General features: G+C 70.0%; 20 protein-coding genes and 1 pseudogene. 18 read left to right on the forward strand and 3 right to left on the reverse strand.

Annotation, left to right across the window (positions count from 1 at the left end; all coding sequences use genetic code 11):
• Window positions 1-669: 669 nt before the first annotated feature.
• From N416_RS23825 to xerD, 11 genes and pseudogenes are all read left to right on the forward strand, one after another.
• Window positions 670-1,296, forward strand: a pseudogene (locus tag N416_RS23825) (tetratricopeptide repeat protein); the annotation flags it as partial.
• Window positions 1,282-2,316 (forward strand): HAD-IIA family hydrolase, encoded by a 1,035-nt coding sequence (locus N416_RS23830; RefSeq protein ID WP_036457657.1) that lies wholly within the window; start codon window positions 1,282-1,284, stop codon window positions 2,314-2,316. The pseudogene N416_RS23825 and the gene N416_RS23830, both read left to right, overlap by 15 nt.
• Before the next feature lie 28 nt (window positions 2,317-2,344).
• On the forward strand, window positions 2,345-2,521 hold the full coding sequence (locus N416_RS23525; protein ID WP_164517943.1) for a hypothetical protein: 177 nt from the start codon (window positions 2,345-2,347) through the stop codon (window positions 2,519-2,521).
• A gap of 7 nt (window positions 2,522-2,528) precedes the next feature.
• A complete protein-coding gene (locus N416_RS0110310; protein WP_024442028.1) occupies window positions 2,529-3,335 on the forward strand; it encodes a TlyA family RNA methyltransferase in 807 nt (268 codons plus the stop codon).
• A complete protein-coding gene (locus N416_RS0110315; RefSeq protein WP_024442029.1) occupies window positions 3,332-4,267 on the forward strand; it encodes an NAD kinase in 936 nt (311 codons plus the stop codon). Before N416_RS0110310 ends, N416_RS0110315 begins: the two co-directional genes overlap by 4 nt.
• Before the next feature lie 13 nt (window positions 4,268-4,280).
• Complete coding sequence (gene recN / locus N416_RS0110320; protein ID WP_024442030.1) at window positions 4,281-6,074, forward strand: DNA repair protein RecN; 1,794 nt, start codon at window positions 4,281-4,283, stop codon at window positions 6,072-6,074.
• 110 nt (window positions 6,075-6,184) lie between these two features.
• Entirely contained in the window at window positions 6,185-7,366 is a 1,182-nt protein-coding gene (steA, locus tag N416_RS0110325; protein WP_024442031.1) for a putative cytokinetic ring protein SteA, read from the forward strand.
• 37 nt (window positions 7,367-7,403) lie between these two features.
• The gene (locus N416_RS0110330) at window positions 7,404-8,345 is read left to right on the forward strand and encodes a copper transporter (protein ID WP_024442032.1); all 942 of its coding nucleotides are present in this window, start codon (window positions 7,404-7,406) and stop codon (window positions 8,343-8,345) included.
• A 142-nt stretch (window positions 8,346-8,487) separates the two neighbouring features.
• On the forward strand, window positions 8,488-10,296 hold the full coding sequence (locus N416_RS0110335; protein WP_024442033.1) for a CTP synthase: 1,809 nt from the start codon (window positions 8,488-8,490) through the stop codon (window positions 10,294-10,296).
• Window positions 10,289-10,912, forward strand: coding sequence for an NUDIX hydrolase (locus N416_RS0110340; RefSeq protein WP_024442034.1), 624 nt, complete (start codon window positions 10,289-10,291; stop codon window positions 10,910-10,912). Before N416_RS0110335 ends, N416_RS0110340 begins: the two co-directional genes overlap by 8 nt.
• Window positions 10,909-11,865 carry a site-specific tyrosine recombinase XerD gene (xerD, locus tag N416_RS0110345; RefSeq protein ID WP_024442035.1) on the forward strand — a complete coding sequence of 319 codons (957 nt, stop codon included), beginning with the start codon at window positions 10,909-10,911 and terminating at the stop codon, window positions 11,863-11,865. The genes N416_RS0110340 and xerD overlap by 4 nt, the downstream gene beginning before the upstream one ends.
• Before the next feature lie 79 nt (window positions 11,866-11,944).
• Here the strand turns inward: xerD and N416_RS0110350 are convergent, their stop codons facing one another.
• Window positions 11,945-12,700 (reverse strand): O-methyltransferase, encoded by a 756-nt coding sequence (locus N416_RS0110350; protein ID WP_024442036.1) that lies wholly within the window; start codon window positions 12,698-12,700, stop codon window positions 11,945-11,947.
• A gap of 112 nt (window positions 12,701-12,812) precedes the next feature.
• Between N416_RS0110350 and N416_RS0110355 the strand changes: the two genes are divergently transcribed.
• The 6 genes from N416_RS0110355 (at window position 12,813) to der (ending at window position 18,192) form a co-directional block, all read left to right on the forward strand.
• Window positions 12,813-13,670 carry a ParA family protein gene (locus N416_RS0110355; protein ID WP_024442037.1) on the forward strand — a complete coding sequence of 286 codons (858 nt, stop codon included), beginning with the start codon at window positions 12,813-12,815 and terminating at the stop codon, window positions 13,668-13,670.
• A gap of 113 nt (window positions 13,671-13,783) precedes the next feature.
• Complete coding sequence (locus tag N416_RS0110360; protein ID WP_036457661.1) at window positions 13,784-14,548, forward strand: segregation/condensation protein A; 765 nt, start codon at window positions 13,784-13,786, stop codon at window positions 14,546-14,548.
• 14 nt (window positions 14,549-14,562) lie between these two features.
• Window positions 14,563-15,345 carry an SMC-Scp complex subunit ScpB gene (gene scpB / locus N416_RS0110365; protein WP_081654526.1) on the forward strand — a complete coding sequence of 261 codons (783 nt, stop codon included), beginning with the start codon at window positions 14,563-14,565 and terminating at the stop codon, window positions 15,343-15,345.
• Window positions 15,342-16,100, forward strand: a complete 759-nt coding sequence (locus N416_RS0110370) for a pseudouridine synthase (protein ID WP_192831007.1) — start codon at window positions 15,342-15,344, stop codon at window positions 16,098-16,100. The genes scpB and N416_RS0110370 overlap by 4 nt, the downstream gene beginning before the upstream one ends.
• Window positions 16,097-16,789 carry a (d)CMP kinase gene (cmk, locus tag N416_RS0110375; protein ID WP_024442041.1) on the forward strand — a complete coding sequence of 231 codons (693 nt, stop codon included), beginning with the start codon at window positions 16,097-16,099 and terminating at the stop codon, window positions 16,787-16,789. The genes N416_RS0110370 and cmk overlap by 4 nt, the downstream gene beginning before the upstream one ends.
• Window positions 16,786-18,192, forward strand: coding sequence for a ribosome biogenesis GTPase Der (gene der / locus N416_RS0110380; protein ID WP_036457664.1), 1,407 nt, complete (start codon window positions 16,786-16,788; stop codon window positions 18,190-18,192). Before cmk ends, der begins: the two co-directional genes overlap by 4 nt.
• 10 nt (window positions 18,193-18,202) lie before the next feature.
• On the opposite strand, the gene N416_RS22120 is transcribed toward der, so the two are convergent.
• Window positions 18,203-18,637 carry a hypothetical protein gene (locus tag N416_RS22120; protein WP_152664877.1) on the reverse strand — a complete coding sequence of 145 codons (435 nt, stop codon included), beginning with the start codon at window positions 18,635-18,637 and terminating at the stop codon, window positions 18,203-18,205.
• 60 nt (window positions 18,638-18,697) lie between these two features.
• Here N416_RS22120 and N416_RS0110390 point away from each other — a divergent pair, with 60 nt between their 5' ends.
• On the forward strand, window positions 18,698-19,480 hold the full coding sequence (locus N416_RS0110390) for a sulfite exporter TauE/SafE family protein (protein ID WP_024442044.1): 783 nt from the start codon (window positions 18,698-18,700) through the stop codon (window positions 19,478-19,480).
• Window positions 19,481-19,485: 5 nt separating this feature from the next.
• Here the strand turns inward: N416_RS0110390 and N416_RS0110395 are convergent, their stop codons facing one another.
• The gene (locus N416_RS0110395) at window positions 19,486-21,141 is read right to left on the reverse strand and encodes a patatin-like phospholipase family protein (protein WP_231384140.1); all 1,656 of its coding nucleotides are present in this window, start codon (window positions 21,139-21,141) and stop codon (window positions 19,486-19,488) included.
• Between the last annotated feature and the right edge of the window lie 26 nt (window positions 21,142-21,167).

Raw genomic sequence — 21,167 nt, forward strand, 5'->3', positions numbered from 1 at the left:
GGACACCGCCGAACACAACATTAAGCCCTGTGCCCCCCAAGAAATTGGGGGGCACAGGCATTTCATGCATATCCCATTGTTTTACGCGCACAGATAGCGCATATGCGACCGTGTCAAGAGGTCGGCGATCCCCGCCGTATCCTTTTCGGTAGCACTGTTACAACCGGAGGGCGCGAGGTGGCCGAACACGGCAAAGGCGGCGACGGGCCGCGGGGCGGCGGCAGGGGCGCCGGCGACGCCGGGCGACGAGGCCGGCCCGGGCAATCCGGGGGCCGACCCGGGCAATCCGGTGGTCGGCCCGGGCAGTCCGGTGGTGGCTCGTTCCGGGGATCCGGCGATCAGCGTCGGACCCCCCGTGGCGCGGGACCGGACCGGGATCGTCGTTCCCAGCCGCCGCGCGACCGCGACGGCAACCCGCGTCCCGCATGGGACCGGGACGGCAGTCCGCGACCGCCCCGGGACCGGGACGGGAGCCCGCGACCGCCGCGCGACCGCGACAGCAGCCCGCGACCGCCCCGGGATCGTGACGGTGGCTCCCGGCCGCCCCGCGACTTCGACCGTTCGTCTCGGCCGCGGCGGGACTTCGACAGCACGTCACGGCCCCCGCGGGCTTCCGGCGAGGAAACGACCCAGCGCTACGACGACCCGCCGCTGCCCGACGGAGTCGAGCCCAAGCAGCTGGCCCCGGAAGTTCGCCGGGAGCTGAGCACGCTCAACCGGGCCACCGCCGACGCCGTGGCCTGCCACCTGGTGGCCGCCGGCATGCTGCTCGACGACGATCCGGAAACCGCACTGCTGCACGCCAAGGCCGCCCGGTCCCGCTCCACGCGGATCACCGCGGTCCGCGAAGCCGTCGGGATCGCCGCCTATCAGTGTGGTGACTGGTCGCAGGCGCTGGGCGAGTTGCGGGCAGCACGACGGATGGGCAGCAAGTCCGCGCTGCTGCCGCTGATCGCCGACTGCGAACGCGGCCTGGGCCGTCCTCAGCGGGCGATCGAGTTGGCGACCGGCCCGGATGCCGAGCAGCTCGAGGGCGACGAGGCCGATGAGATGCGGATCGTCGCCGCCGGTGCTCGCGCCGACCTGGGGCAGCTGGAGCAGGCGCTGACAGTGCTGTCCTCGGCGCCGACCGACCCCGACCGGACCGGCTCGACGGTGGCCCGGCTGCACTACGCGCACGGCGAGACCCTGGTGGCACTCGGTCGCGAAGGCGAGGCGCTGGAGTGGTTCCTGCGGGCCGCGGCCGCCGACACCGAGGGCGTCACCGACGTCGAGGACCGCATCGCCGAGCTCGGCGGCGGAGCGGCGCTGGCCGAGGAATACGACTGCCTGCTGCTGGATCTGGACGGCACGGTGTTCCGCGGTGGCGAACCCACCGCCGGCGCTGTCGAAACCCTGGCCGAACTGCAGAGCCGAAAGCTGTTCATCACCAACAATTCGTCGCGCGGCGCGGAGCAGGTCGCAGCACATCTGAACCAGCTGGGCTTCACCGCCACCGCCGAGGACGTCGCCACCAGCGGGCAGATCGCGGCCGACCTGCTGGCCGGCCAACTGCCCGCCGGGGCACGGGTCCTGGTGCTGGGTGCCGAGTCGCTGGCGGCCGAGATCGGCGCCGTCGGACTGGAAGCGGTGCGGCTGGCTGAGGACGAACCGGCCGCCGTGATCCAGGGCCTGTCCACCGAGCTGGGCTGGGCCGACCTGGCCGAGGCGGCGCTGGCGATCCGTGCCGGGGCACTGTGGATGACCACCAATGTTGACAAGACGCTGCCGTCGGAGCGGGGCCTGCTGCCCGGCAACGGTTCGATGGTGGCCGCCCTGCAGGCTGCCACCGACGCCGAACCGCAGGTGGCCGGCAAGCCGGGCCCGGCGCTGCTGACCGCTGCGCTGACCCGCGGCGAGTTCTACGCCCCGCTGGTGGTCGGCGACCGGCTCGATACCGACATCGCCGCGGCCAACGCCGCCGCGCTGCCCAGCCTGATGGTGCTCACCGGAGTGAACTCCGCCCGCGACGCCGTCGGTGCGGTCGCCGAGCACCGTCCGACCTACCTCGGCCATGACCTGCGGGCGCTGCACATCGGCGCCGGCAAGCTGGCGATCGGGTCACAGCCGGAGTGGGACGTCACGGTGGAGGGCAGCACCGTCACCGTCGCCGCGGGACAACCCGAGGAAGACGGTGACGGGTTGTCGGTCGTCCGCGCGCTCGCCTCAGCGGTGTGGGAGGCCGAGCTCGTGGGCCGCTCGTTCACCGTCGCGGCCGCCGACGACACCGCGGACGCGGCACTGCAGCAGTGGTCCCTGCTCGGCACGTGGCCGTAAGCGGTATCGGCTAGCGTGAGTGGCACCCATGAACAGTGAGATTGAGGACGTCCGAGCACGTGTCGCGGCAGTGCTGGCCGAGTTGCCCGGCGAAGCCGAGCTGGCCGATCTGCCGGCCCACAGCGATCTGAACGCGCTGGCGCAGCGGCTCGAAGAGGCCCACCAGGTATTGGTGCGGGCGCTGGAGTCGGTGGAGAAGGGCTGAGTCAGGCATGTCGCGGCGTGCTCGCGTCGACGCCGAACTGGTCCGGCGCGGATTGGCCCGGTCTCGTCAGCAGGCCGCCGAATTGATCGATGCCGGCAAGGTCACCATCGACGGCATCCCGGCGGTGAAGGCCGCCACCGCCGTGGCGGTGACCGCGGCGCTGGCGGTGGTGGACGACGGCGAACGCAGCTGGGTGTCGCGCGGGGCGCACAAGCTGATCGGTGCCCTGGACACCTTCGGTATCACCGTGACCGGCCGGCAGTGCCTGGACGCCGGCGCCTCGACCGGCGGATTCACCGAAGTGCTGCTGGACCGGGGCGCGGCCCGGGTGGCCGCCGTCGACGTCGGCTACGGGCAGTTGGCGTGGTCACTGCGCACCGACCCGCGGGTGGTGGTCATCGAACGCACCAATGTCCGTGGGCTGACGGTCGACATCATCGGCGGGCCCGCGGAGCTGATCGTGGCGGACCTGTCGTTCATCTCGCTGGCGACGGTGTTGCCCGCGCTGGCTGGCTGCGCGTCACCGCACGCCGATATCGTGCCAATGGTGAAACCGCAGTTCGAGGTCGGACGACAACTGGTCGGTGCCGGCGGTGTGGTGTCGGACCCGGCCCTACGGGCCGATGCGGTCGTGTCGGTGGCGCACCGCGCCGAGGAACTGGGGTGGGGCACCGTCGCCGTCACCGCCAGTCCACTGCCGGGACCGTCCGGCAACGTCGAATACTTTCTGCATCTGCGCGCCGCCGCCGCGCCGCTGACCGGTGACGCGTTGCGCGCCGCCGTGCAGGATGCCGTCGCGAGGGGTCCGCAATGACCAGTGGAGATCATCAACGCACCGTGCTGCTGGTGGTGCACAGCGGTCGGGAAGAGGCCACCGACACCGCCCGCCGCGTCGAGAAGGTGCTCGCCGAACACGGCATCGCGCTGCGCGTGCTGACCGCCGAAGCCGTCGACAAGGGCGCGCTGCACGCCGGTTCTGACGACGCCCGTGAAGTCGGGGTCGCGATCGACCTGGTGGACCCCGACAACGGGGCGGCCGAGGGCTGCGAACTGGTCCTGGTGCTCGGCGGTGATGGAACCTTCCTGCGCGCCGCGGAACTGGCCCGCAGCGCCGACATCCCGGTGCTGGGCGTCAATCTGGGCCGGATCGGGTTTCTGGCCGAAGCGGAAGCCGACACCATCGACCAGGTCCTGGACAAGATCATCGCCCGCGACTACCGGGTGGAAGACCGGATGACGCTGGACGTCGTGGTGCGCGTCGACGGCGAGATCACCGACAGCGGGTGGGCGCTCAACGAGGCCAGCATGGAGAAGGGCCCGCGGTTGGGCGTGCTGGGCGTGGTCGTCGAGGTGGACGGCCGGCCGGTGTCGACGTTCGGCTGTGACGGGGTGCTGGTGTCGACCCCGACCGGATCCACCGCCTACGCGTTCTCCGCCGGCGGGCCGGTGCTGTGGCCCGATCTGGACGCGATCCTGGTGGTGCCCAACAACGCTCACGCGCTGTTCGCCCGGCCCATGGTCACCAGTCCCGCCTCCACGATCGCGATCGAGGTGGAGTCCAGCGACGGCCACCCCGCGCTGGTGTTCTGCGACGGTCGCCGCAGAATGCTGGTGCCCGCCGGTGGTCGCCTCGAGGTGCAGCGCGGCGTCAGCCCGGTGAAGTGGGCTCGGCTGGGCCGCTCGCCGTTCACCGACCGCCTGGTGCGCAAATTCCGGCTGCCGGTCACCGGCTGGCGCGGACAGTAGGGGTGCGCCTGAGGTGCTGACTGAGATCCGTATCGAGTCCCTGGGCGCCATCAGCGCGGCCACCGCTGAATTCGACCGCGGACTGACCGTACTGACCGGCGAGACCGGCACCGGCAAGACGATGGTGGTCACCGGGTTGCACCTGCTCGGTGGTGCGCGCGCCGATGCCAACCGGGTGCGTTCCGGCGCCGCCCGTGCCGTGGTGGAGGGCAGGTTCTGCACCGCGGATCTGGCGCCGGCCGCGGCCGGGCAGATCGACGAACTGCTCGAGGCGGCCGGGGCCGAGCGCGACGAGGACGGCACGGTGATCGCGGCCCGCTCGGTCAGCCGCGACGGCCCCTCGCGGGCCTACCTGGGTGGTCGCGGGGTGCCGGCGAAATCGCTGACCGGTTTCACCGGCAGCCTGTTGACGTTGCACGGCCAGAACGATCAGCTGCGGTTGATGCGCCCGGACGAACAGCGTGCGGCGCTGGATCGCTACGCCGCGGTGGGCGCCCGGCTGGAGCGTTACCGCGGCGCGCGCGAGGCCTGGCAGTCGGCCCGACGCGAGCTGGTCGAACGCCGCGACCGTGCTCGGGAACTGGCTCAGGAAGCCGACCGGCTCACGTTCGCGCTACGCGAGATCGACGCCGTCGACCCCCGGGCCGGTGAAGACGACGCGCTGACCGCCGACATCCGGCGGCTCTCCGAACTTGACGCGCTGCGCGCCGCGGCCGAGGGTGCGCGGGGGGCTCTGGCCGGCTTCGAGGATGCGACCGAGGCACTCGGTATGGCCGACGGGCCGAACTCGGCAACCGATCGGCTGGGGCAGGCGAAGGCGGCGTTGAGCGGCACCGACGACACCGTGCTGCAGGCGCTGGGCGATCAGCTCGGCGAGGCGCTCACCGTGGTGGGCGATGTGGCCCGCGAACTCGGCAGTTATCTCGATGATCTGCCCACCGGCGCCGACGCCCTCGACGCCAAGCTGGCCCGCCAGGCCGAGCTGCGCAGCCTGACCCGCAAATACGCCGCCGACATCGACGGGGTGCTGGCCTGGGCCGCGCAGTCCCGGGAACGGCTGACCCAGCTCGACGTCTCCGAGGAAGCACTCGCCGAGCTGGCCCGCCGTGTCGACGCGCTGGGCGAGCAGGTGGCCAAGGCCGCCACCGACCTCAGTGCGGCGCGCACCAAGGCGGCCGGGGGGCTGGCCAAGGCGGTCAGCGCCGAGCTGTCCGGGTTGGCCATGGCCGACGCCGAGTTCAGCATCGAGGTCAGCACCAGCCCGGCCGCCGCCGAGGATCCGGCCGCGTTGCGGTTGCCGTCGGGGCAGACCGTGCACGCCGGCGCCGACGGTATCGACGATGTCGAGTTCGGACTGGCCCCGCACCGCGGCATGACGGTGCTGCCGCTGGCCAAGAGCGCCTCCGGCGGGGAGCTGTCGCGGGTGATGCTGGCGCTGGAGGTGGTGCTGGCCACCTCATCGCGGCAGTCGGCCGGCACCACGATGGTGTTCGACGAGGTCGACGCCGGAGTGGGCGGGCGGGCCGCGGTGCAGATCGGGCGGCGGCTGGCCCGGTTGGCTCGCACCCATCAGGTCATCGTGGTGACGCACCTGCCGCAGGTGGCGGCCTACGCCGACGTGCACCTGATGGTCGAGCCCACCGGGCGGCAGGGCGCCAGCGGGGTGCGGCGGCTGGAGGGCGAGGACCGGGTCGGCGAGCTGGCCCGGATGCTGGCCGGGCTGGGGGAGACCGACACCGCCCGGGCGCACGCGCGCGAGCTGCTGGATGCCGCGCAAGAGGATCGGGGCGCGGGCGCCGACAGCTGAGCCGCACGGGGTCACCGCCGTGTGACTGATGTGACGCGATGAAACTTCTGGGGCTGGTGTTACGGCGCGCCTCCCGCGATTCTCGCGACGTCCCGGCCAGAATCGCGGCCATGAAGATGTCTGCGCTGCTGTCTCGTAACACCGCCCGGCCTGGCCTTGTCGGTACGGCTCGGGTTGACCACGACATCGACCGACTGCTGCGCAGGGTGGGCCCCGGCGACATCGTGGTCCTCGACATTCTCGACCTGGACCGGATCACCGCCGACGCATTGGTGGAAGCCCAGATCGCCGGCGTCGTCAACGCCTCGGCATCGATCTCCGGGCGCTACCCCAACCTGGGGCCGGAGGTGCTGGTCGCCAACGGCGTTACGCTGATCGACGAAGCCGGCCCCACGGTGTTCAAGAAGATCCGCGACGGCGCCAAGATCCGGCTCCACAACGGCGCCGTCTACTCCGGCGACCGTCGGCTGGCCCGCGGCGTCGAACGCAGCGACGTCGAGATCGCCGACATGATGATCGAGGCCAAGAGCGGGCTGGTGGCCCACCTGGAGTCCTTCGCCGGCAATACCATCGAGTTCATTCGCAGCGAGAGCCCGCTGCTGATCGACGGGATCGGGATTCCCGAGATCGATGTCGACCTGCGGCGCCGCCACGTGGTGCTGGTCGGCGGCGAAGCCAGTGCCGCCGAAGACCTCAAATGCCTCAAACCCTTCATCAAGGAGTACCAGCCGGTGCTGATCGGCGTCGGCGTCGGAGCCGACGTGCTGCGCAAGGCCGGCTACCGCCCGCAGCTGATCGTCGGCGACCCCGACCAGATGAGCGCCGAGGTGCTGCGCTGCGGCTCGCAGGTCGTGCTGCCAGCCGACGCCGACGGCCACGCCCCCGGTCTGGAGCGCATCCAGGACCTGGGTGTCGGGGCCATGACCTTCCCGGCCGCCGGATCCGCGATGGACCTGGCACTGCTGCTGGCCGACCACCACGGTGCGGCGCTGCTGGTGACGGCCGGGCACACCGCCAACATCGAGACGTTCTTCGACCGGACCCGTCAGCTGAGCAACCCGTCGATGTTCATGACCCGGCTCAAGGTCGGCGAGAAGCTGGTGGACGCCCGCGCCGTCGCCACGCTCTACCGCAGCAGGATCTCGGCCGGGGCGATCGCGCTGCTCGTGCTGACCATGCTGGTGGCGATCGTCGTCGCATTGTGGGTCTCGCGGACCGACGCCGTGGTGCTCGAGTGGCTCGGCACCTACTGGCAGCACCTGTCGCAGTGGCTGCGGCACTGGGTGACCTAATAGGGATCGACGCACAAGGATCGGGGTCAGCACCGCCATGATCACCCCTCGCTATCACGCGATGTCGCTGACGGCAGTGCTGCTGGCACTGGTCTTCGGTGTCGTACTGGGTTCTGGACTGCTGTCGGGTCCGCTGCTGGCCGGCATGCAGTCCGACAAACAGGATCTGCGTGAGCAGATCGACGCGCTGCATGACCAGCACACCGCGCTGAGCGAACGACTGCGCAACGCAAACGATTTCGACGCCCAGATGGCGCCCCGGATAGTGCGCGACACGCTGACCGGCAAGTCCACGGTGATCTTCCGGACCCCGGACGCCGCCGACGGCGACGTCGAGGCGGTCTCGCGGATCATCGGGCAGGCCGGCGGAACCGTCACCGGAACGGTGACGCTGACGGCGCAGTTCGTCGACGGCAACGCCGAGGAGAAGCTGCGTGCCGTGCTGGAGTCCGGGATCGTGCCGGCCGGTGCCCAACTGAGCACCAGCCTGGTCGACCAGGACGCCCAGGCCGGTGACCTGCTGGGGATCGCGCTGCTGATCAATCGCAACCCGACGATTACCCCCACCGACGACGCCGCCCGGGCCACCGTGCTGGCCGCGCTGCGCGACACCGGCTTCATCACCTACCAACAAGAGCGCTTTCCGGCCGCCAACGCCGCCATCGTGGTGGCCGGCGGGGGGCTGCCCGAAGACGCCGGAACCAGCGGGCTGAGCGTGGCCCGGTTCGCCGCGGCACTGGCCCCGCACGGCTCGGCGACGGTCCTGGCCGGCCGGGACGGGTCGGCGTCGGGCACCGCGGCGGTGGCGATGGCCCGCACCGACCCCGCGGTGGCCGGCACCATCAGCACCGTCGACGACGTGGACATCGAGTCGGGCCGGATCACCACCGTGATGGCGGTGAGCAGCCTGATCGGCGGCGGCCAGCCGGGCCAGTACGGCATCGGCCACGGCGCCGGATCGGTGACGCTGGCGCAATAGCCGGGACCCGTCACCGGCCGTGTCCGGGCGCGGGTGGGCGTGTCTGGAGCCGAGACGCCGGGTCGATGTTAGGGTGAGATTCCGTGGGTCGGCAGGCCCTCAAGTTCCTGCGCCGTCGTCACGGAGGTTGGTGTTGCCACCACTGCGAAAGCATCCGCAAACCGAGCCGAAGCATCTCTTCGTCACGGGCGGAGTTGCGTCCTCGCTGGGTAAGGGTTTGACCGCAAGTAGCTTGGGCCAGTTGCTGATCGCCCGGGGACTGCAGGTCACCATGCAGAAGCTGGACCCCTATCTCAACGTCGATCCTGGGACCATGAACCCCTTCCAGCATGGTGAGGTGTTCGTCACCGAGGATGGCGCCGAGACCGACCTCGACGTCGGTCACTACGAGCGATTCCTGGACCGCGACCTGTCCGGTTCGGCGAATGTGACCACCGGCCAAGTGTATTCGACGGTCATCGCCAAGGAACGCCGCGGCGAATACCTCGGCGACACGGTGCAGGTGATCCCGCACATCACCGACGAGATCAAGCGGCGCATCCTGGCCATGTCGGAGCCGGACGCCGACGGCATGCGCCCCGATGTGGTGATCACCGAGATCGGCGGCACCGTCGGCGACATCGAGTCGCAGCCCTTCCTGGAAGCCGCCCGTCAGATCCGTCACGACGTGGGCCGCGACAACGTCTTCTTCCTGCACGTGTCGCTGGTGCCCTACCTGGCCCCGTCCGGTGAGCTCAAGACCAAGCCCACCCAGCACTCGGTGGCCGCGCTGCGCAGTATCGGCATCACCCCCGACGCGCTGATCCTGCGTTGTGACCGCGACGTTCCAGAGGCGCTGAAGAACAAGATCGCGCTGATGTGCGACGTCGACATCGACGGGGTGATCTCCACCCCGGACGCACCCTCGATCTACGACATCCCCAAGGTGCTGCACCGCGAGGAGCTGGACGCCTACGTGGTGCGCCGGCTCAACCTGCCGTTCAAAGACGTCGACTGGACCGAGTGGGACGAGCTGCTGCGCCGTGTCCACGAACCCCACGAGACGGTGCGAATCGCTTTGGTGGGCAAGTACATCGACCTCTCAGATGCGTATCTGTCGGTGACCGAGGCGCTGCGGGCCGGCGGCTTCACCCATTTCGCGAAGGTCGAGATCCACTGGGTGGCCTCCGACGCGTGCGAAACCCCGGCCGGCGCCGCCGCCGCGCTGGGCGAGATGCACGGGGTGCTGATCCCCGGCGGGTTCGGCATCCGCGGCATCGAGGGCAAGATCGGCGCCATCGCCTACGCCCGCACCCACGCACTGCCGGTGCTGGGACTGTGCCTGGGCCTGCAATGCATCGTGATCGACGCGGCCCGCACCGCCGGGGTCACTCAGGCCAGCTCGGCGGAGTTCGACCCGGACACCCCCGACCCCGTCATCGCGACCATGGCCGACCAGCAGGAGGCGGTCGCCGGAACGGCCGACCTCGGCGGCACCATGCGGCTGGGCGCCTATCCGGCCGTGCTGGAAGCGGATTCGATTGTCGCCGAGGCGTATCAGGCCACCGAGGTCTCCGAGCGCCACCGGCACCGTTTCGAGGTCAACAACGCCTACCGCGACCGGATCGCCCAGAGCGGGCTGCGGTTCTCCGGCACCTCCCCGGACGGCAAGCTGGTGGAGTTCGTCGAGTACCCGCGCGAGGTGCACCCGTTCCTGGTGGGCACCCAGGCGCACCCGGAGCTCAAGAGCAGGCCCACCCGGGCGCATCCGCTGTTCGCCGCGTTCGTCGGCGCGGCGATGGACTACAAGGCCGCCGAGCGGCTGCCGGTGGAGATCCCCGAGCACGCCCACGAGCCGCACGCCGCCGATCACGATGACGCCCAGAACGGAGCGCAGGGGCACGGCGGCAGCGCCCAGCCGTTGACCGACCCGGTGCAAGAAGCGCTGCCGGAACACGTCACCCGTGGCTGACCACGTCTTCGAGACCACGTCGTCGCAGCTGCTGCACAGCGGCAAGATCTTTGCGCTGCGCCGGGACGAGGTCTTGATGCCGGGTGGCGCGACGGCCACCCGGGACGTGGTGGAGCACTTCGGGGCGGTGGCGGTGGTCGCCGTCAACACCGAGGGCCAGATCCCGCTGATCTACCAGTACCGCCACGCGCTGGGCCGGCGGCTGTGGGAGCTGCCCGCCGGCCTGCTCGACGTCGGTGGCGAGCCGCCGCATGTCACGGCCGGACGCGAACTGGTCGAGGAGGCCGGTCTGACCGCGACCACCTGGCAGGTGCTGGTGGACCTGGACTCCACGCCGGGCTTCTCCGACGAGTCGGTACGGGTGTACCTGGCCACCGGTCTGACCGAGGTGGGCCGCCCGGAGGCCCACGACGAAGAGGCCGATCTGAAGTGCGAGTGGTATTCGCTCGCCGAGGCGGCACGGATGGTGTTTTCCGGCGAGATCGTCAATGCCATTGCCGTGGCAGGGATCCTGGCCGCACAGGCGCACCGTCAGGGCTTCGCCGAGCTGCGTGACACCGACGCCGAGTGGGTCGACCGACCGAAAGCGTTCGCCGCCAGGCAGAACCGGCCATGACCACCGTGACCCAGCCGGTGTGCCCGCTCAACGGGCAGTTGCAGGGGTATCTGGATCACCTGACCATCGAACGCGGGGTCGCGGCCAACACCTTGAGTTCCTATCGGCGCGACCTGCGCCGCTACCGCGAGCACCTGCTGGCCCGCGGGATCGAGGATCTGGCCGGCGTCGCCGAAGGTGACGTCACCGAGTTTCTGGTGACGCTGCGTCGCGGCGACCCCGACAACGGCGTGCCCGCGCTGTCGGCGGTCTCGGCGGGGCGCGCACTGATCGCGGTGCGCGGGCTGCACCGGTTTGCCGCGGCGGAGGGACTGGTGGCGACCGATGTGGCGCGCTCGGTCAGGCCGCCGACCCCGGGGCGCCGGCTGCCCAAGAGCCTGACCGTCGACGAGGTGGCGGCGCTGTTGGCCGGCGCCGGCGGCGACAGCGAGTCTGACGGGCCGTTGACACTGCGCAACCGCGCCCTGCTGGAGATGTTGTACTCCACCGGATCTCGCATCTCCGAGGCCGTGGGCATGGACATCGACGACATTGATGTGGCCGACCGGTCGGTGCTGTTGCACGGCAAGGGCGGCAAGCAGCGATTGGTGCCGGTCGGGCGGCCGGCGGTCGCGGCGCTGGACGCCTACCTGGTGCGGGGCCGCCCGGATCTGGCCGTCCGCGGCCGCGGCACCGCCGCGGTGTTCCTCAACGCCCGGGGTGGGCGGCTGTCGCGGCAGAGCGCCTGGCAGGTGCTGCAGGACGCCGCCGAACGGGCCGGAATCACCGCGAAGGTGTCACCACACACGCTGCGGCACTCCTTCGCCACCCATCTGCTCGACGGCGGTGCCGACGTGCGGGTGGTGCAAGAGCTGCTCGGCCACGCCTCGGTGACCACCACCCAGATCTACACCCTGGTCACCGTCAACGCCCTGCGTGAGGTCTGGGCCGGCGCCCACCCCCGCGCGCGCTGATTCTTTACGGCTCGAGCGTGCGTGTCTGCCCGCCGACACGCCGTAAAAACTGTCCTTCTGCGCACGCTCGCGCCAGGTACTAGCCGCCCAGGTAGGTCGACTCGAGCACCAGGTCGTGCAGCAGGCTCTGGTACTCCACGTGCGTTTTGTGTTCGACGGTGTCCCACCGCGAGCCCTGCTGGGCCTGCATGTACTCGCGGTAGCGCGGTGCGCCGGGCAGCTTGACGTTGTCGGCCACCACCGCCGCCCCCGGACGCAGCCAGCCCCGATCGAGGATGGCCTGCAAGTCGGGCAGGTAGGCGTCCTTGTCGTGGTCGATGAACAAGAAGTCCAGCCCGCCGGCGGCAAAACCGTGCTTGGCGGTCAAGGCGTCCAGGGTGCGACCGCCGTCGCCGATGGTGCCCACCACGCACGTCACCCGGTCGGCCACCCCGGCGTGCGCCCAGATCCGCCGGGCGTTGGCGGCGTTGGCCTCGGCCAGCTCGATCGAGTAGATCCGCGCCGACGGTGCCGCGCGCGCGATCCGCAGCGCGCTGTAGCCGCAGTAGGTGCCCAGCTCCAATGCCAGCGCCGGATTGACCCGCTGTACCGCGGCGTCCAGCAGCAGGCCCTTCTCATCGCCGATATTGATCAGCAAAGACTTCTCGTAGGCGAACTCGTCGATGCGGGCGAGCACGTCGTCGATGTCGCCGGCCCGGGCCTTGGCCAGCACGAAGTCGACCGCTGCCGCCTCGCGGCCGTCGCCGATCTGACCCGTGGTGACGATGTTGCGCGCGCCGGTGGCCATCCGCAGGAACGACCACCGCAGGAAGGGCAGACGTCGTTTGAGGCTCATGGCTGCGATCCTATGACCGTCGGCACCGCATTCACTGGTCATGTGGCTAATACAGACGCCGGACACCTATTAGACTTCTGCGGATGTCCGCCACCACAGCGCCGGTTCGGCCATGAGCGACGACGACACTCCCGACGTCGGCTTGACCGGGCGTCCGCCGCGGAATATCCCCGAGCCGCAGCCCCGTTCGACGCACGGGCCGGCCAAGGTCATCGCGATGTGCAACCAGAAGGGCGGCGTCGGCAAGACGACTTCCACCATCAACCTCGGTGCCGCGCTGGCCGAATACGGCCGCCGGGTGTTGCTGGTCGACCTGGACCCGCAGGGTGCGCTGTCGGCGGGCCTGGGGGTGCCGCACTACGACCTGGCGCACACCGTGCACAACCTGCTGGTCGAACCGCGGGTCGGTATCGACGACGTGCTGGTGCAGACCTCGGTGGAGAACCTGGACCTGGTGCCCTCCAACATCGACCTGTCCGCGGCCGAGATCCAGCTGGTCAACGAGGTGGGGCGCGAGCATTCCCTGGCGCGGGCGCTGACGCCGGTGCTGGACCGCTACGACTACCTGTTGATCGACTGCCAGCCGTCCCTGGGGCTGCTCACCGTCAACGGTCTGGCCTGCGCCGACGGCGTGGTGATCCCGACCGAATGCGAGTACTTCTCGCTGCGCGGCCTGGCGCTGCTGACCGACACGGTCGACAAGGTCCGCGACCGGCTCAACCCGAAGCTGGAGATCAGCGGCATCCTGCTGACCCGTTACGACCCGCGCACGGTCAACTCCCGCGAGGTGATGTCGCGGGTGGTGGAGCGCTTCGGCGACCTGGTGTTCGACACCGTCATCACCCGCACCGTGCGTTTTCCCGAGACCACCGTGGCCGGCGAGCCCATCACCACCTGGGCCCCGAAGTCCGGCGGCGCGCAGGCCTATCGTGCGTTGGCCCGCGAAGTCATCGACCGATTCGGCGCGTGAACGTAGACACACCGACGGCCGACGCCCCCGCCGAACCGCCGGGTCCAAGCGGCGGTCCCAGCCTCACCTCTCCTCCGTCGAGCCTCGCTGAACCGCCGGGCTTCCAGGTCCGGCTGACCAACTTCGAGGGTCCCTTCGATCTGCTGCTGCAGCTGATCTTCGCGCACCGCCTCGACGTCACCGAGGTGGCGCTGCACCAGGTCACCGATGACTTCATCGCCTACACCCGCGACGTCGGCGCGCAGCTGGAGCTCGAGGAGACCACCGCCTTTCTGGTGATCGCCGCGACACTGCTCGACCTCAAGGCGGCCCGGCTGCTGCCGGCCGGTCAGGTCGACGACGAAGAAGACCTGGCGTTGCTCGAAGTTCGCGACCTGCTGTTCGCGCGTCTGCTGCAGTACCGGGCGTTCAAGCACGTCGCGCAGATGTTCGCCGAACTGGAAGCCGCCGCACTGCGCAGCTACCCGCGCGCGGTGTCGCTGGAAGACAACTTCGCCAACCTGCTTCCCGAAGTAATGCTCGGTGTCGACGCCGAGTCGTTCGCTCAGATCGCGGCGGCCGCGTTCACCCCGCGCCCGGTCCCGGTGGTGGGCCTGGAACACCTGCACCAGGTGATGGTGTCGGTACCCGAGCAGGCCGGTGTGGTGTTGCGGCTGTTGGAGGCCCGCGGCACGGGGCAGTGGGCGTCGTTCTCCGAACTGGTCGCCGACTGCTCGATGCCGATCGAGATCGTCGGGCGCTTCCTGGCTCTGCTCGAACTGTATCGGGCCCGGGCGGTAGCATTTGAGCAGTCAGAACCACTTGGTGTGCTCCAGGTGTCGTGGACGGGGGAACGTCCCACCAATGAAGACCTGGTGAAAGCAGAATCGGCCGAGTAGTGCGAGACGAATTGATGACTGACCACCTGCCCGACTCCGAAGTGCCGGAGGATATCGAGGCACCCGAGGTTGGCGACGCTGTGGAACAGCCCGAAGATCACGGCGACGAAGGCTCCGCCGGCCCGTCGGACTCCAATCTGGGGATCGACGTCGCACTGGCACCCGAACTCGAGGACGCCGAGCTGGGATCGGTGCTCGAGGCGCTGCTGCTGGTCGTGGACACGCCGGTGACGGTGGAGGCATTGGCGGCCGCCACCGATCAGCCGGTCTATCGGATCACCGCCAAGCTGCGGAACATGGCCGACGAGTTCACCGAACGCGACAGCGGCATCGACTTGCGCGAAGCCGGTGGCGGCTGGCGGCTGTACACCCGTGCCCGGTTCGCGCCGTACGTGGAGCGGTTACTGCTCGACGGCGCCCGCTCCAAGCTGACCCGCGCCGCGCTGGAGACGCTGGCCGTGGTGGCCTACCGCCAGCCCGTGACGCGGGCCCGGGTCAGCGCGGTGCGCGGGGTGAATGTGGACGCGGTGATCCGCACCCTGGTGGCGCGCGGCCTGATCACCGAGGCGGGCACCGATCCCGACACCGGTGCGGTGACGTTCGCGACCACGGAGTTGTTCCTGGAGCGGTTGGGCCTGTCGTCGCTGACCGACCTGCCCGACATCGCCCCACTGCTACCCGACGTCGACGTGATCGACGACTTGAGTGAAAGCCTGGACAGTGAACCGCGTTTCATGAAACTCGGCGGTGCGCCGGCGAACGATCAGCCGCTGGCCTTCGATGTGGACCACCTCTGATGGCGTGGCCGGACGAAGAACAAGCCGGCGTGCGCCTGCAGAAGGTGCTGTCGCAGGCCGGGGTCGCCTCGCGGCGGGTCGCTGAGCGGATGATTCGCGACGGCCGGGTTGAGGTGGACGGCCGGGTGGTGACCGAACTGGGCACCCGCGTGGACCCCGCCTCCGCGGTGATCCGGGTCGACGGCGCCCGGGTGACCGTCGATGACACCCGGGTCTACCTGGCGCTGAACAAGCCGCGCGGAGTGCATTCGACCATGTCGGACGACCGCGGACGGCCCTGCATCGGCGACTACGTCGAGCACCGAGTTCGCGGCGACGCCAAGCTGTTTCACGTCGGCCGCCTCGATGCCGACACCGAGGGCCTGATGTTGCTGACCAACGACGGCGAACTCGCGCACCGGCTGATGCACCCGTCGTATCAGGTGCCCAAGACCTATATCGCCACCGTGGTGGGCGCCATCCCGCGCGGACTGGGCAAGAAGCTGCGCGAGGGTGTCGAACTCGACGACGGCCCGGCGAACGTCGACGACTTCGCGGTGGTCGACACCGTGCCCGGCAAGTCGCTGGTGCGGGTCACCCTGCACGAAGGACGCAAGCGGATCGTGCGGCGGATGCTGGCGGCGGTCGGATTCCCGGTCCAGGAGTTGGTGCGCACCGACATCGGTTCGGTGGCGCTGGGGGAGCAGCGTCCCGGCAGCATCCGGGCGTTGACCCGCAAGGAAGTCGGCGAACTGTACGCGGCGGTGGGCCTGTGAGCGCGGGCAGTGCGGCCGTGGTCGCCATCGACGGGCCGGCCGGAACGGGAAAGTCCACGGTCGCAAAGGGACTGGCGGCAGCGCTGGGATCCCGGTATCTGGACACCGGCGCGATGTACCGGGTCATCACGCTGGCGGTGCTGCGCTCCGGTGTGGCACTTGATGACACCGACGGCATCGGCGCGGTGGCTCAGGACGTCGCGGTCTCGGTGGAATCCCAGCCCGAGGGCGACCGCGCTTTCCTTGGCGACGAAGACGTTTCGCAAGAGATCCGCGGCGACGAGGTGACCCGCGCGGTGTCGGCGGTGGCCGCGGTGCCCGCGGTGCGCACCCGGCTGGTCGCGCTGCAGCAGCAGTTGGCCGCGCAAGGCGGTGGTGTGGTGGTCGAAGGCCGCGATATCGGCACCGTGGTGCTGCCCGATGCCGACGTGAAGATCTTTCTGACCGCCTCGGCCGAGACCCGGGCCCAGCGGCGCAATGACCAGAACATCGTGGCGGGGCTGCGCGACGACTACGCCGGCGTGCTGGCCGACGTGCTGCGCCGCGACGAGTTGGATTCCACGAGGGCGGTGTCGCCACTGCGGCCCGCCGACGACGCGGTGATCGTGGACACCGGAGACATGACCCAGGAGCAGGTGGTCGACCATCTGCGCGGCCTGGTTGAGCAGCATTGCGGGGCGATCCGATGAGTGACGGAACCTGGGTCGACGAAAGCGACTGGGAGATCGGCGAAGAGGGCGGCTTCGACGATCTGGTCGAGGACTCCGGTCCGCCGCCGGTGGTGGCCGTGGTGGGCCGGCCCAACGTCGGCAAGTCGACGCTGGTCAACCGGATCCTGGGCCGGCGTGAAGCGGTGGTGCAGGACCTGCCCGGCGTGACCCGTGACCGGGTGTCCTACGACGCGCTGTGGACCGGCCGGCGCTTCGTGGTCCAGGACACCGGCGGCTGGGAGCCCGACGCCAAGGGCCTGCAGCAGCTGGTGGCCGAGCAGGCTGCGGTGGCGATGCGTACCGCCGACGCGGTGATTCTGGTGGTGGACACGGTGGTCGGCGCCACCGCCGGCGACGAGGCCGCCGCGCGGATTCTGCGCCGGTCCGGTAAGCCGGTGTTCTTGGCCGCCAACAAGGTTGACAGTGATCGGGCCGAGGCCGACGCGGCGGCGCTGTGGTCTTTGGGGCTGGGCGAGCCGTTCACCGTCAGTGCGTTGCACGGCCGCGGAGTGGCCGACCTGCTGGATGAGGTGATCGCCAAGCTGCCCGAGGTGGCCGAAACCGCCGGTGGCGGAGGTGGCCCACGACGGGTGGCGTTGGTGGGCAAGCCCAACGTGGGCAAGAGCTCGCTGCTGAACCGGCTGGCCGGCGACGAGCGGTCGGTGGTGCACGACGTGGCCGGCACGACCGTCGACCCGGTCGACTCGCTGATCGAAATGGACGGCAAGATCTGGCGTTTCGTCGACACCGCAGGGCTGCGCCGCAAGGTGGGGCAGGCCAGCGGACACGAGTTCTACGCGTCGGTGCGCACCCACGGGGCTATCGACGCCGCCGAAGTGGTGATCGTGCTGGTCGATTCGTCGTTGCCGCTGACCGAGCAGGATCAGCGGGTGATCTCGATGGTGGTCGAAGCGGGCCGGGCGGTGGTGCTGGCCTACAACAAGTGGGACCTGGTTGATGAGGACCGGCGTTACGTGCTGGACAAGGAGATCGACCGGGACATGGCCCGGCTGGCGTGGGCGCCGCGGGTGAACATCTCGGCGAAAACCGGTCGCGCCGTGCAGAAGTTGGTGCCGGCGCTGGAGACCTCGCTGGCCTCCTGGGACAAGCGGATCTCCACCGGCCAGCTCAACACCTGGCTCAAAGAGGTAGTTGCCGCGACCCCGCCGCCGGCGCGCGGGGGCCGCGCACCGCGCATCCTGTTCGCCACCCAGGCGACGTCGCGTCCCCCCACATTCGTGTTGTTCAGCTCGGGATTTTTGGAGGCGGGCTACCGCCGGTTCCTGGAGCGGCGATTGCGGGAGACGTTCGGATTCGAGGGCAGCCCGATCCGCATCAATGTGCGAGTGCGAGAAAAGCGCGGTCCCAAGCGTTCTCGGTGAGCCGTCAGTTTTACCCGGTCTTGCTCAGCTGGAAGTCCCACTGCCCGACGACCCCGCCGGCCGGGCCTCGGCCGCACGGTTCCAGGGTGGCGGTGGTCCATTGGCCGGCCAGCGTCACGGCGTCGAAGCTGACCGTCTTCGACACCGGCAGCGGGGTGTGATCCACCGGGCAGTCCATGCTGCCCCGCCCGCTGTACTCCCAGCGGCCACCGTTGAGATGAAACTCCGCGTTCTGCAGCCAGCGTTCCGCGTCGACGGTGGTGCATGTCGCGCCGCACGGGGTGAACGTCCACGTCGCCGTCCGCTGCGACGGGCCATGCTGGGCGGTGAAGGCGTACGGGCCTGACGGCACCTCCGGCGCGGCCTGGGCCGCCGGCGGCGCTCCAAGCGCGAACAGCAGCCCGCAGACAGCACCGAGCGCCCGCATTCCGGTAATGCCGATCATCGCCTCACCTCTCCGCCGGGCTGCCTTAGCCCTGCGCACGATCAGCGTAGGGTGCTGCAAATGCCGGTATCGCAGATGGTGTTGATCCTGCTGGCGGGGGTGGGCGCCGGGGCGATCAACGCCCTGGTCGGCTCGGGCACACTCATCACCTTCCCGACCCTGGTGACGCTGGGTTTTGCCCCGCTGACCGCGACCATCTCCAACGCGATCGGCCTGGTGGCCGGCGGGATCTCCAGCACCTGGGCCTACCGACGCGAACTGCGCGGCCAGTGGGACCGGCTGCGCTGGCAGATACCGGGATCGCTGCTGGGAGCGGTGCTCGGCGCCTATCTGCTGCTGCACCTGCCCGAGAGCGTGTTCAACCGCATCGTGCCGGCACTGTTGGTCGGCGCCCTGGCACTGGTGGTGATCGGGCCGAAGATCCAGGCGGTGGCGCAGCGCCGCGCGGCGGCCGAGGGCCGCTCCACCGACCAGCTCAGCGCCGGCCGGCTGACGGCATTGGTGATCGGCACCTTCGTCGTCGGGGTGTACGGCGGCTATTTCGCTGCGGCCCAAGGAATTCTGCTGGTCGGCGTGATGGGGGTGCTGCTGCCCGAGTCGATGCAACGGATGAACGCCGCGAAGAACCTGCTGGTGCTGATCGTCAACGTGGTCGCCGCCGTGGCCTACATCGTGACGGCATTCGACCGGATCAGCTGGCCGGCAGCGGGATTGATCGCCGTCGGCTCTCTGATCGGGGGATACCTGGGCGGTCACTACGGGCGCCGGCTGTCCCCGAACGCGCTGCGTGCGGTGATCCTGGTGGTCGGCCTGATCGGGCTCTACCGACTGCTGACGGTCTAGCCGGCTCAGGCGGGGCTCTGCCTGCGCCACCGCTCCCAGCGGCTGCGCGGTGCCCGGGTCGAGGCCATCACCTCGTTCATCGGCGCGGCGTGCGGGTGATCCGGTTGCGCGGGTGCCTTCGGCGTCACCACCGCGGGCTCGGTGCCTTCCCACCAGACCGGCTGCAGCAGTGCCGAAACCACCGGAATGGCGTGCCCGACACTCTTGCGTCCCCACTGGCAGGCCCGGTCGATGGTGGCCGCCGACGGTGCCAGGTTGACCGGTGACAGGGTGGGGGAGAACCGGACCAGATGGTCGGCATAGGGCGCGTTGCGCACCATCTGCAACTGGATCGCCTGGGTGATCGGCACCAGCCACAGGTGCTTGGGGTCCCACTGCGGGTGGAAGCAGTCGAAGGCGAGGTAGCAGGCGTTGCGGGTGCCCAACCGGCCGGCCCGCACCCGCTTCCAGGCCAGCTCCAGCGGCACATTGCTGGCGGCACCGCCGTCGACCAGGGCGCCCACGTCGTTGTCGGCCAGCAGCGCGTCGAACAGCGGCATCATGGCCGGGTCCTTGGGCTCGTGGTGCAGCACCCCGGGGATTGCCGACGAGAACGACGCCGCGTCAACGACGTTGACGTCCCGGTCCGGGTTGTCGCCGCCGATCACGATCGGTGTCACCACCCGCGGGTCGATGAAGGCGGCCGTCTGCCACATCCGCGTCGCCACCTGCGGGCCCAGGCCGATCGACAGATACGGGAAGGACCGCAACTGCAGTCCAGCCAGGCTCTGATTGCGGTAGCGCCCCGGCAGCGCCGCAAACGGCTGGCGGCGTACCCCGGCAACCACCGCATCGAACGGAATCTCCAGATCCGACATCTTCATCGGTGCGCCGTCTTCGCGGCGGAACATCGCGTCGGCGAACACGTCGAAGTTCAAGGCGAACACACCGGTCAGGCCGTGGCGGCGGCGCAGCCGCTCGGGACCCAGGATGGCGCGGAACGACACCGTCTTGGCCCACTCGATGTATTCGTCGATGGGCACCGGCAGGGTGCGGCTGACCACCGAGCTCAAGATGGAGCCGAACGAGGACCCGATCAGATAGTCGGGCACCGCCCCGGACTCCAGCAGGGCCGCCATGCCGCCGATGTAGACGAAGCCGGCGCCGCCACCGCCACCGAGGACGGTGACCAGCTTCTTGTGGCCCACCTCGGCATCCAGTTCGGCCAGTGAGAAGTCGTTGCCGTGGCGTTCGGCAAGCAGGCGGCGCTGCTCGTCCTGCTCGGGGGCCAGCGCGCCCAGGGTGTCGCGGGCGGCGACCAACGCCATCACCGGGTCGCGTTCCTCGCGCAGTGGGCCGCGCAGCGCGTCGGCCACCTTGGCCCGCCACCCGGCCAGTTCCGCACCGACCGAGACGTCACCGCGGCCGCGGGCGCCGCCCGGGCCGGCGGCCCCGGGCTCGAAGTCGTCGAGCCGGGCGAAGTTGAGCAGATACCGCAACCGGCGCAGCTGCTCGGCGCTCAACACGTCGGGCCGGCGCAGCGTGTGCCGGATCAGCCGGTTTTCCATCTTCTGCAGCAGCAACATGGTGTCGCCGCTGTCGACGACGTCGACCACTTCTTCGGTGACGGCGGGGTCGCCGCTGATCTCGGGAATGTCTATGGGGTCTGGGGGGTCGGGCATCGCCGACCACTGCTGCGAGGGGGGAA

It is taken from the genome of Mycobacterium sp. UM_WGJ (genome assembly GCF_000455125.1).
Taxonomy (GTDB): Bacteria; Actinomycetota; Actinomycetes; order Mycobacteriales; family Mycobacteriaceae; genus Mycobacterium.

Bases quoted from the DNA above. Each gene is read 5' to 3' on its own strand.
- der (WP_036457664.1), top strand. From the start codon at position 16,786: ATGAGTGACGGAACCTGGGTCGACGAAAGCGACTGGGAGATCGGCGAA.
- N416_RS0110330 (WP_024442032.1), top strand. From the start codon at position 7,404: ATGATCACCCCTCGCTATCACGCGATGTCGCTGACGGCAGTGCTGCTG.
- N416_RS0110310 (WP_024442028.1), top strand. From the start codon at position 2,529: ATGTCGCGGCGTGCTCGCGTCGACGCCGAACTGGTCCGGCGCGGATTG.
- N416_RS0110315 (WP_024442029.1), top strand. From the start codon at position 3,332: ATGACCAGTGGAGATCATCAACGCACCGTGCTGCTGGTGGTGCACAGC.
- N416_RS0110390 (WP_024442044.1), top strand. From the start codon at position 18,698: ATGCCGGTATCGCAGATGGTGTTGATCCTGCTGGCGGGGGTGGGCGCC.
- steA (WP_024442031.1), top strand. From the start codon at position 6,185: ATGAAGATGTCTGCGCTGCTGTCTCGTAACACCGCCCGGCCTGGCCTT.
- N416_RS0110350 (WP_024442036.1), bottom strand. From the start codon at position 12,700: ATGAGCCTCAAACGACGTCTGCCCTTCCTGCGGTGGTCGTTCCTGCGG.
- N416_RS23525 (WP_164517943.1), top strand. From the start codon at position 2,345: ATGAACAGTGAGATTGAGGACGTCCGAGCACGTGTCGCGGCAGTGCTG.
- xerD (WP_024442035.1), top strand. From the start codon at position 10,909: ATGACCACCGTGACCCAGCCGGTGTGCCCGCTCAACGGGCAGTTGCAG.
- N416_RS0110395 (WP_231384140.1), bottom strand. From the start codon at position 21,141: ATGCCCGACCCCCCAGACCCCATAGACATTCCCGAGATCAGCGGCGAC.
- scpB (WP_081654526.1), top strand. From the start codon at position 14,563: ATGACTGACCACCTGCCCGACTCCGAAGTGCCGGAGGATATCGAGGCA.
- N416_RS0110355 (WP_024442037.1), top strand. From the start codon at position 12,813: ATGAGCGACGACGACACTCCCGACGTCGGCTTGACCGGGCGTCCGCCG.
- N416_RS22120 (WP_152664877.1), bottom strand. From the start codon at position 18,637: ATGATCGGCATTACCGGAATGCGGGCGCTCGGTGCTGTCTGCGGGCTG.